We start from the raw sequence: 9,671 nt of genomic DNA on the forward strand, positions 1-9,671 counted from the left end.
CGCCGAGTACGAAGCCCTCCACGCATCACCCGAGACCCCACAACCCGCCCTCAAAACCAGCTAACCGACCGTCCACGAAACCCGGGGCTTGACACTACTTGGGCGCCCGGCCCGCCACACCGTACGCCGCCCCGGCCAGGGCCGACGACCTGTCCGGTCTTCCCCCGGCCTACATCTCCACCGCCGAGTCCGACCCGCTCCGCGACGAAGGCATCACCTACGCACTCCGCCTGCTCCAGGCGGGTATCCCGGTCGAGCTGCACCAGTGGCCCGGCACCTTCCACGGCTCACTGGCGATCATGTCCGCCAGCGTGTCCCAGCGGCAGCTCGCCGAACTCACCGCCGCCCTGCGCCGCGCCCTGGCCCTGTAGGCGGCCGAGGCCAACCAGGCCGGCGCCCGTACCCACACGCCACCGGACGAACTCACAGAACGGATGTCCCGGCGTGACTGCTGCCCCGATCGATCTCTTCTCCTCCTTCATTCACTTCGACCCCAGTGGCCAGGTGCGCGCCGAGCGACCCGTGTTCGACCCCGAGCGGGACGGCTGGCAGTTGATGACCTTCCATGTGGAGACCGACGCCGACGTCCACGGCGACCATGGGGAAGTCCACTCCGCCGCGGACGAACTCGTGTCCTGCCTTACCGGCGGGGTACGTCTCTACTTCCGCCCGGAACAGCCGGGTGGGAAGGAGGAGGAGATCAAGCTGACGGCCGGAACGGCGGCCATCGTCCCGCACGGGCGATGGCACCGCATCGCACTGGACGGCCCCAGCGACATCATGTCCGTCACCCTTCCACGCGGCAGTCGCCTGGAGAAGCGGAGCGAAGCCTAGCCGGGCCCGTCACATAAGGTCCTCATCCACAGCGACGCCCGACAAAGGCCGTCGCCCACGTCCGTGCCTACCTGTGGTTCGTCCGTGCCGCCGGGCACGAGCACGACCAGGCATCACACAGCTCTGCACACGGTGACCGGTAGCACTCGGGCCCCCGGGCTCGCCCCCAGGCCGAAGAACAGGGCGGTCCGGCCGGAGGCACAGGAGGTGACTCCGGCCGGACCGCCCACGACTGAATGGACCGGCACCTACCCGTCTTCGCCACCGTATCCTGGCGCCCCCGGGAGGCGCGGCTCAACGGCACAGCGCCTTCTCCACGACGCCCTCCAGGCGCTCCGTGACTGCCGCGTCGGGCGGGATCTCAGTCACGGCGACACTGACGGCGCGGCCGTCGTCTGTGACGCCGCCCCGGACCTCGTAACCTGGGATGTCACCGCCGTGACCCCAGTAGACCCCGCCGCACGACAACGGCCGGCTCATGAGCCCGAGGCCGTAGCCCGCGCCGGTGTTCCCGACGGGGACGGTGGTACGCATCTCCTTGAGCTGGGCCGCCGGGAGGAGGCGCCCGGACAGGAGCGCACCGAAGAACCGGTTGACATCGGAGTTGGTGGAGATCAGCTGGCCCGCCGCCCAGCCCCAGGAGGGGTCGATCTTCGTGAAGTCCCGCAGGGGTGCGCCCGCCGCATCCTGGTAGTAACCCTTGGGGTAGGGCTCGCGAATGGTCATGTCGCCGGGGGTCGGGAAGTAGGTGTGGCGCAGCCCGATGCGCTTGATGATTCGCTGCTCCATTTCCTCGGCCAGGGGCCGGCCGGTGACCTTCTGGACGATCAGGCCGGCCAGCACGTAGTTGGTGTTGCTGTACGCCCATTTCGTCCCGGGGGCGAAGTCGGCCCTGTGCTGGAGGGCGATGTCGAGGAGGTCGCGGGGATCGAAGTACTGGTGCTGCATGGCGTGGTCGTCGAGGTAGTCGCCGTATTCGGGAAGCCCGCTGGTGTGCTGGAGGAGCTGGCGGACGGTGATGCGGCGCCCGTCGATGCCGTCGCCGCGTACGAGTCCCGGCAGGTAGGTGTCGACCGGGGCGTCAAGGCTGACCTTGCCCTCGCCGACCAGTTGCAGCACGACCACCGCGGTGAACGTCTTGGTGTTGCTGCCGATCCGCACCTGACCGTCGGCCGGCACCTTCGCCTTGGTGGCCAAGTCGGCCACACCAGCGGTGTAGTCATGGGTGTGACCCTCGCGGTCCTTCACGCCGGCCAGCGCGGCAGGCAGACCGTCGTCGTGCACCAGCGCGTCCAGACCCCGCTGGACGGAGTCCGGCCGGGCGGCGGACGCCGAAGGCGGCGCCAAGGCACCCATCGTCATGAGGCCAACAGCCACCGCGGCCGCAGCCGATATCGCCCTGCGCCGACCACCTCGCCCCCCGCCGGGCGGACCAAACCTCTGCCAAGCCTGTATATGCACGAGTCAACTCCTATGTATGTATTGGGAATTCCGCGGTCTCAGCTTCCGGTGAGCTGCTGGCGGACGCACTGCTTGTACTGCTGGAAGCTGTCGGGCTGATAGCACTCCTGCGTGTGGTTCGCATACCAGACCATGAAGACGGCGATCAGGACGGACACCGCGATCGCGATGGCCGACGTCACCACGGCGGCGATGGCCTTGCCCCGGCCGATGCCGGTCCGCTTGGTCGTGATCAGGGCGACGACGCCCAGGACCAGGCCGATGACGCCGAGCGGGCCGCCGATGAGGAAGACCGAGGTGCTCAGGCTGATGATGCCCAGCACCATGGCGGCCACGGCCAGGCCGTTCCTGTTCTGCGACATCCCTGTCTCCTGCGTGATCCCCTGTGTGATCCCTGACGCGTTCATCAGCCGTACTCCCGTCCCTTGCTCAGGGCACGATCCTGGCTTCCGGGGTCTCGGATGCGCATCGCGGGAAAGCGGGAGAAAGTGCTCCCTCGATCGGGGGAGGCAGCAGGTCAGCCGCCCCGTCATACTGGACGGATCATGATCAAGGGAATCCGGCCGCTGCTGCGCGGCTCCACGTATGCGGGCGCGCTGTTCGCCTGTTGCGGCGCGTTGGCGAGCCTTCCGCTGCTGCCTTTCGCCATGCTGCCGGCGCTGGCGTGGCCGTCCGCTCCCTATGCGGTGCAGACCGTTCTGGCCCTGCTGGTCTGGGCGGCGCTGATCGGCGGGGTCGGGCTGGCCCGCACCACGCGGCGGGCTCTCATCGCGTCCGCCCGCCGGCTGCTGGGGGTGCCGTTGCCGGATCCGGTGGCCGTACGTCGGTCCGCGAGCTCACCCGGCGCCGGGCCGACTTCCGCCGCCGGCCGTTGGCGGACGCCGCTCTGGCTGCTGCTGCATGTGGCACTGGGGTGGACGGCGGCGCTGGTGGGCGGAGTGCTGTTCATCGCGGCCCTGACCCTCCCGGGAGGTTGGCTCGGTGCCGAGGCGGCACTGAGCCTGTTCGGCCGGACGGTGCGGGTGGCGGGCGGCCCGCAGGGCTGGGCGGCGGCGCTCGGCTGCGCACTCCTCGCGGCGGTCGTGTGCGCGGTGGTGACGTACGCCCTGCGGTGGCTGGCGCCTAGGCTGCTCGGACCGTCGTCGGCCGAACGGCTGGCGCTGGCGGCCGAGCGGGAACGGCAGCTGGCCGAACGCAACCGGCTGGCACACGAGTTGCACGACTCCATCGGACACACGCTGACAGCGACCACGATCCAGGCCGCGGTGGCGGGCCAGTTGCTCTCCGCCGACCCGGTGGCGGCTCGGGGCGCCCTGCGCAGCATCGAGGAGTCGGCCCGGGCCGCGCTGGAGGACCTGGACTACGTACTGGGCGTGCTGCGCGAGGAGAAGGCGGAGACGGCCCCGCCCCGGACCTTGGAAGACCTGCCCGAGCTGCTCGACCGGCTGCGGCACGCGGGCGCGGTGGTCGAGGCGGAGCTGTCGGGCGACCTGACGCAGGTGCGGGGCACGCTCTCCCGGGCGGCGTACCGGATCGTGCAGGAGGGGCTCACGAACGCGCTGCGGCACGGGGCGGGCGGTCCGATCGAGGTCCGGGTGGCGGCCGCGCGGGACGTACTGGAGCTCCGTGTGGTCAACCGGACGGGGGCCGGCCTGAGCACGGGCGCGGGTGCTTTCCCGACGTCCGGGCACGGCCTGCCCGGTCTCGCCGAGCGCGTACGGCTGCTGCACGGTGAAATCGAGGTCGGCCCGGACGGGCCACAGCACTGGAGGCTGGCGGTCCAGCTGCCGGTACGGGTGTCAGCGTGACCGGCTCCGACCCGAGCGAGACCGCCACCACCAGCCCCACCAACACCCCCGTCACCCTCCTGATCGCGGACGACGACGAGGTGACCCGCAGCGGTCTGCGCATGCTGCTCGGCGCGCAGCCGGGGATCGCAGTGGTCGGGGAGGCCGCCGACGGAGTCGAGGCTGTCGAGCAAGTGTGGCGGCTGCGGCCGGACGTGGTCCTGATGGATGTACGGATGCCACGGTGCAACGGCATCGAGGCCACCCGGCAGTTGCTGGCCGAGTCGGCCGGACCACCGAAAGTCGTGGTGATCACCACCTTCGAGAACGACGGCTACGTCACCGCCGCGCTCAGCGCGGGGGCCAGCGGGTTCGTGCTCAAGCGGCGCCCGGTCCCGCAGATCGCGGAGGCGGTACGGGTGGTGGCGGCGGGTGAGGCGATCCTCTTCCCGACGGCACTGCGCCGCATGGTCGCCGTCCGCCCGCTGGACTGTGCCGAGGCGTTGCCGAGGGCGGCCTTGACGGACCGGGAGGAGGAGGTGCTGCGGTCGATGGCCACCGGCCTGTCCAACCCGGAGATCGCGAAGTCGCTCACGGTGAGCCTGGAGACGGTGAAGACGCACGTCGGGAATGTGCTGACGAAGCTCGGCGCGCAGAACCGGACCCACGCGGTGGTGATCGCGTACGAGTCCGGTCTGGTGGTGCCGGGGTTGGGTGGGGCTCTCCTTGAGCAATAGTCCCCGAGTTCCGCGTTCGTCCGCAGCTCCTCGGTCCACCTTCCGATCATGCCCCTCCGGACAGACCCTGGGCTATCCGGAGGCGCGGGGCCTCGTCATCGGGGACGTCCGGGGAGGCGAAGTGGAACGGCACCCCAAGGCGGTCGGCCAGGGCACGGCCCGCCTCAACGGCGGCGGTGCCCGGCCGCGGGGTCGCCAAGGCGGTGGTGGACGGTCGCCGGGTGGCCTTCTCCGAACGTCGTCAGTACGCCCCGAACGACCAGAAGACGCCCACCTCGTCGTCGGTCACCGCGATCAGGCCCAGGTCCTCGAAGAAGTCGAGGCCGTTGAGGTACTCGGAGGTGAGGAAGTCATGGGATTCCGTGCCCTGGAGGCCTGCTGCGAGGAAGTCCGGGGCCGGGTCAGAGGCGGCGGCCGTCGCGTTGGTCCAGTAGCGCGCGGTGGGCCCGTACCGGTCGAGCAGGGTTCGGGCATTCGCCAGCACGGCGTCCCGGTCCGGGCGGGAGCGGACGGGGGCGGGCTCCGACTGCCATTTCTCGGCCATGATGGCGAGCGCGGCGACCGCCGCCTCCGCCTCCAGGGGGTACAGGCGGTCGGGGAACTCTGATGCGTCCGGGGGGTCGAAGGGGTACGCGGGCACCGTGTGGCGGGCGGCGTTGGTGCGGTCCCAGTCCAGTCGGACCCAGCCCCGGGGGTCAGGAACCGACCGGTGCAGCACGGCGTGGACGTCGTGCGCCCAGTCCTCGTGCCGCCGGGGGCCGGTAGCCGCGAAGGTGTACGTGTCGTCGAGCAGCCGCAGCGCCGCCGCGTTCCAGGGACAGCGACGGCAGCGGAACTCCGCCAGCAGACCGCCGACTTGGCGGGCAAAGGTGTCCTTCGGTTCGCAGGGGATGCGCCGGAGTTGGTCGAGGGCCCAGAGGGCGAGCTCGCTCCCTCCTGCCGCTGCAAGGCAGACCGGCCCCTGCGGGAGCGGGAGGTCCGTTCCGTCCCAGAGCGCCTCCAGGTGTGCATCGAGCAGGTCCAGGGCGGTCCGGTCGGCAGGCAGTGACATTTCGCCACTCTAGGCCGTCTCTTTCAGGCTGTGCCGGCCCGGGGTGATCGGCAAGACGCGCGCTGCGGCGAACGATCCGGAGGAGCGACGACACCGTGCCTCAGTCGGCCCGAGGTAAGCACGGTGCTGTCGAAACTCGGGTTCTGGCTCGGTAGGGCTTGAAGGCGTCGAGTTTGGACGGCCGCCCCTGCCACTGGCCGTGGAAGAGGTCTTCTGGGGTGGCTGCGTCGGCGAAGAGCTTGACGGTACGGGAGGACGTTCGCGGGTTTGACGTCTCGGTGGACGTGTCGGGCGACACGAAAGTGTCAGTGCCCGGCGACATGAACGTTGTCAGTGAGACGCTGCCGTCCATGGGACGGATCAAGAAGAACAAGCCGCTCGTCGAGGCGGTCCGGCACGTCGTAGTGGAAGGCGCCAACCGAGAGCTTGCCGACGCTGACAAGCCGTTCAGCGAGACCCTGCACAGCATCGAGGTTCAGAGCAGGTTGCGGCACTTGCTCGGTGAGGACTGGCAATCGGTGGACCAGGACGTCAAGTTCCGTGTGGGGGAGCTGGCCGCCGTCGCTGTTGCCCTCCTGGCTGAGCTGGCCGCCGTTGCCGAGGTGCCCCCAGAGGAAGCCCTGAACCGCTTGCGGGAGGGCGGGCGACTGATGCGACTGGACGGTGCGCTCAGCGCAAAGCACCTGCTGCTGCAGGACGTCGGCTGACACCCGCCCCGCCCCCGTAGCAGCGCACAGGAGGAGAACCATGAACCGTCGAGTCGTCTACACCCGTGGCGGACCGCCCGCAGAGGTCCTGACCGTCATCGAGGAGCCGGAGCCGAGAGCTCCCGGACACGGCCAGGTCCTCATCCGTACCACGGCCTTCCCGGTACACCGTGGTGATCTCCTGGCCGTCGAAACCCACCCAGGAACGGCGGCGGAACCGGTTCCAGGCGGGGTGGAAGCCACCGGAGCGGTGGAGGCGATCGGTCCCGGCACGCCCGTGGCACCGGGTGTAGAGGTCGGCGCTCGCGTTTCGCTCTTCCCCCATCCAGGAGCGTGGTCCCAGTGGCTCACAGCGGACGCCGACACGGTCGTCGCCGTGCCCGACGAACTGCCGGACGAGATCGCCGCACAGATGCTGATCAACCCGCTCACCGCGATCATGCTGCGTCGTGCCGCGGAGGAGCACCTGGCCTTCGGATACAACGGTCTTCTGGTGCAGACCGCCGCCGGCTCATCGGTCGGGCGGCTCATGACGGGCGTGTGCCAGTTCCACAACCTGCCGCTCATCAACGTCGTCCGCGACGCTGCTGCACAAGTCACTGACCCTCCGGGGCGCGACCCTGGGCCGCTGGCTGTGGGAGGTCTCCGCCGAGAGGCGGACATCCGACGTCGCCACCGCGAAGCAGATCGCCCTGGCGCTCAAGGACCAGTTCGACGTGGCCGCCACGTACAGCCTTGACGAACTGGCCGATGCCGTGGAGCACGCGGTACGGCCCGGCAAGGTCGGCGCAGTTCTCATCCGCCCGTGACGGCCGCAGCAAGCCTTTGGGTCGTCGCAACACCGGCGGCCGTTCCAGCCGTCCCGCGGTGGTGAACACCTCGTGTGTGTGGCGCAGTTCGCCGAGCCGTTCGCCGGGGTCCGTGTCGGCGGTCGGCGCTACCCAGGGGTCCGTCAACTCACTCTCCCGTCCGGGGGACTCGTGCACCTCCATCGTCGTCGCAGCCGGGCTCTGCGACAACCTCGATGCGGGGAGTCATCGGACCCGCCGCAGGGTCAGCCGGTGCTGTAGAGGTTGACGAGGCGGATGTAGCGCACCCAGTCCCAGTTGGGGCCGGGATCGGTGTGGTCGGTGCCCGGGACCTGGGCGTGACCGAGAATGTGCGCGCGATCCTTGGGGATTCCGTAGCGGTCACAGACCGACGCGGTCAGCAGAGCGGACCGCTCGTACAGGGCGTTGGTGAAGTACGCCGGCTGGTCGACCCAGCCCTCGTGCTCGATGCCGACGCTGCGGGTGTTGTAGTCCCAATTGCCTGCATGCCAGGCGATGTCCTGCTCCCGTACGCACTGCGCGACGTACCCGTCCGCCGAGCGCACCACATAGTGCGCGGAGACCCGCTTCGCCGGATTCTGGAAGATGCCGATCGTTTCCGAGAAGGTCTCCTGCGTGACATGGATGATCACGTATTGCACCGGATAGGACGAAGAGCGCGTCGAGGCCGTGTAGTTGGACGTGGAAGCGGGCGTCCAATGCGCGACCGGGTAGTCGGTGCTGCCCGCCTCCGCTGAAGCAATGGCACGGGTGGAAGCCGGCAGCAGAGCCGCCGCGGCGGTCGCCGCAGCGCCCTGAAGAATCCTTCTGCGTTGCATCGACGCTCCTGTGGGGGAGGGGTACGGGGAGACGGTGTACGGGGTCAGGGGGTGGGAAGCAGGGTAGCGGTCTCGCGGAGGTGTCGGTGCAGTCCACGATGAGGATCGCCCGCGGGCAGCCACTCCTTGCGAATCTTCGCTACGCAGGTGTAGTTGGTGTCGCAGACGTTCGCGAGCGGTGCTTCGCCGGCCTGGCCGACCAGTTGGTACGAGTCGAGTTCGGAAAGCCCGTAGTCGCGTGCCAGCCACTGCATCAGGTCCAACTGCGAGATACGGAAAGCGTCTTCGAGAGGGCGAGCGGAACCGGTTGAGATGAGATGGGTGTCCGACTCGATCCGCGGTCACGGCGTCGCCGCTCCCTTCAGCAGCTCGACCAGGACCACGGTGTTCATCGCGCACTTTACCGCGACCCCACAGGTCTCGCCCTCGCCCTGGCGGGCGTGTCCGTCGCCCAGACTCAGCAGCGCGCCCTCGGCATTGACGCCCAGATAGCAGGTGACTCCGGCCCGCATCTCAGGCGTGTCCATATTCCCGCCGTGCACGTCGGGAACCAGCGCGGACCGCACCTTCAGATGGGCCGGAGCCACCCCGACCGTGCCGTGCATCGGATCCATCGGCGGCTCGACCTGGATGTCGCTGTCCCGGGCGCTGAACAGGCAGGCGCGGCGGGCCCGGTCCAGCTGTCACATCCACAGCACCTCCGGCAGCGGGGCCTGCAACGACGCCGTCGTATGGGTGGACGTCAGGGCCCCGAACAGCGGCACGGTCGTGGACGCCGCCCAGTCCCTGGCCGGTTCGATCGACACGAAGTGCACCGCGACGGTGTCGCCCGGCTCCGCCCCACCACATGGAAGGGACCGGTCTGCGGGTTGAGGAAGGGGAACTCGCAGACGGCGGAGACCAGGTCCTTCTCGGAGCGCACCCGGCCCGCGAAGCAGTCCTCCGTGTACACAGCGAGGAAGGTGCCGGGCTCGATCCGGGCCACCGGCGCCGAACCGCCGAAGGTCCACGCGTACTCGCCCTCCTTGGGGCGCACGGTCAGATCGCGATCGCCTGGATGGTGCTCATGCCGCGCTCGGCCAGCAGGGTTTGGGATCCTCGGTGGGGGCCGGCATTCTCCACTGGGCCGTGTGGCCCGGCGGCGGGCGATGAACGCCCTGTGCGCCTCGATCGTCTCGGTCGGGTAGACGGCTAATGGAGGAGTCGGGTATTGGAACTGTCCGTTGCGACATGAGGTCGCTTGTGTTGAGTGAAGACGTCGAAGGAGGTTCGACTGAGGTCGAAGACGTAGTCCGGGCCAGTATCCGTGGCCTGTCCCTACCCCGACATGCGTGGCTGGGTCCTGCTCAGTTACGGCAGCTGTAGATAGGTCTGCCGATGCCCGTCGCTGCTGGTCAGCGGTATGAAGGGGGGTGGGTGCGGGCACGAGGACGGCCGTCTCGATCA

The 9,671-nt window shown here is 69.4% G+C and carries 9 protein-coding genes and 2 pseudogenes; 6 read left to right on the forward strand and 5 right to left on the reverse strand.

Annotation, left to right across the window (positions count from 1 at the left end; translation table 11 throughout):
• Positions 1-92: 92 nt before the first annotated feature.
• Both ACGFSA_RS34175 and ACGFSA_RS34180 read left to right on the forward strand, forming a co-directional pair.
• Positions 93-371: pseudogene (locus ACGFSA_RS34175) on the forward strand (alpha/beta hydrolase fold domain-containing protein); the annotation flags it as partial.
• A gap of 73 nt (positions 372-444) precedes the next feature.
• Positions 445-834, forward strand: coding sequence for a cupin (locus ACGFSA_RS34180; protein ID WP_393309939.1), 390 nt, complete (start codon positions 445-447; stop codon positions 832-834).
• A 294-nt stretch (positions 835-1,128) separates the two neighbouring features.
• Here the strand turns inward: ACGFSA_RS34180 and ACGFSA_RS34185 are convergent, their stop codons facing one another.
• On the reverse strand, positions 1,129-2,190 hold the full coding sequence (locus tag ACGFSA_RS34185) for a serine hydrolase domain-containing protein (RefSeq protein WP_393309940.1): 1,062 nt from the start codon (positions 2,188-2,190) through the stop codon (positions 1,129-1,131).
• Positions 2,191-2,333: 143 nt separating this feature from the next.
• The gene (locus ACGFSA_RS34190) at positions 2,334-2,657 is read right to left on the reverse strand and encodes a DUF4190 domain-containing protein (RefSeq protein WP_393309941.1); all 324 of its coding nucleotides are present in this window, start codon (positions 2,655-2,657) and stop codon (positions 2,334-2,336) included.
• Between the two features lie 183 nt (positions 2,658-2,840).
• Here ACGFSA_RS34190 and ACGFSA_RS34195 point away from each other — a divergent pair, with 183 nt between their 5' ends.
• The gene (locus ACGFSA_RS34195; RefSeq protein ID WP_393309942.1) at positions 2,841-4,103 is read left to right on the forward strand and encodes a histidine kinase; all 1,263 of its coding nucleotides are present in this window, start codon (positions 2,841-2,843) and stop codon (positions 4,101-4,103) included.
• Positions 4,100-4,819, forward strand: coding sequence for a response regulator (locus tag ACGFSA_RS34200; protein WP_393309943.1), 720 nt, complete (start codon positions 4,100-4,102; stop codon positions 4,817-4,819). The genes ACGFSA_RS34195 and ACGFSA_RS34200 overlap by 4 nt, the downstream gene beginning before the upstream one ends.
• Positions 4,820-5,060: 241 nt before the next feature.
• Here the strand turns inward: ACGFSA_RS34200 and ACGFSA_RS34205 are convergent, their stop codons facing one another.
• Positions 5,061-5,870 carry a hypothetical protein gene (locus ACGFSA_RS34205; protein ID WP_393309944.1) on the reverse strand — a complete coding sequence of 270 codons (810 nt, stop codon included), beginning with the start codon at positions 5,868-5,870 and terminating at the stop codon, positions 5,061-5,063.
• A 218-nt stretch (positions 5,871-6,088) separates the two neighbouring features.
• On the opposite strand from ACGFSA_RS34205, the gene ACGFSA_RS34210 reads away from it, so the two are divergent.
• Positions 6,089-6,577 carry a hypothetical protein gene (locus ACGFSA_RS34210; protein ID WP_393309945.1) on the forward strand — a complete coding sequence of 163 codons (489 nt, stop codon included), beginning with the start codon at positions 6,089-6,091 and terminating at the stop codon, positions 6,575-6,577.
• A gap of 40 nt (positions 6,578-6,617) precedes the next feature.
• Positions 6,618-7,316 carry an alcohol dehydrogenase catalytic domain-containing protein gene (locus tag ACGFSA_RS34215; protein WP_393309946.1) on the forward strand — a complete coding sequence of 233 codons (699 nt, stop codon included), beginning with the start codon at positions 6,618-6,620 and terminating at the stop codon, positions 7,314-7,316.
• Between the two features lie 315 nt (positions 7,317-7,631).
• On the opposite strand, the gene ACGFSA_RS34220 is transcribed toward ACGFSA_RS34215, so the two are convergent.
• Entirely contained in the window at positions 7,632-8,225 is a 594-nt protein-coding gene (locus tag ACGFSA_RS34220) for an N-acetylmuramoyl-L-alanine amidase (protein ID WP_393309947.1), read from the reverse strand.
• 44 nt (positions 8,226-8,269) lie between these two features.
• Positions 8,270-9,321 (reverse strand): annotated as a pseudogene (locus tag ACGFSA_RS34225) (acetamidase/formamidase family protein).
• Positions 9,322-9,671: the final 350 nt, after the last annotated feature.

Source organism: Streptomyces sp. NPDC048496, from assembly GCF_043200055.1.
Taxonomy (GTDB): Bacteria; Actinomycetota; Actinomycetes; order Streptomycetales; family Streptomycetaceae; genus Streptomyces.

Bases quoted from the DNA above. Each gene is read 5' to 3' on its own strand.
- ACGFSA_RS34195 (WP_393309942.1), top strand. From the start codon at position 2,841: ATGATCAAGGGAATCCGGCCGCTGCTGCGCGGCTCCACGTATGCGGGC.
- ACGFSA_RS34220 (WP_393309947.1), bottom strand. From the start codon at position 8,225: ATGCAACGCAGAAGGATTCTTCAGGGCGCTGCGGCGACCGCCGCGGCG.
- ACGFSA_RS34185 (WP_393309940.1), bottom strand. From the start codon at position 2,190: ATGGGTGCCTTGGCGCCGCCTTCGGCGTCCGCCGCCCGGCCGGACTCC.
- ACGFSA_RS34190 (WP_393309941.1), bottom strand. From the start codon at position 2,657: ATGTCGCAGAACAGGAACGGCCTGGCCGTGGCCGCCATGGTGCTGGGC.
- ACGFSA_RS34215 (WP_393309946.1), top strand. From the start codon at position 6,618: ATGAACCGTCGAGTCGTCTACACCCGTGGCGGACCGCCCGCAGAGGTC.
- ACGFSA_RS34205 (WP_393309944.1), bottom strand. From the start codon at position 5,870: ATGTCACTGCCTGCCGACCGGACCGCCCTGGACCTGCTCGATGCACAC.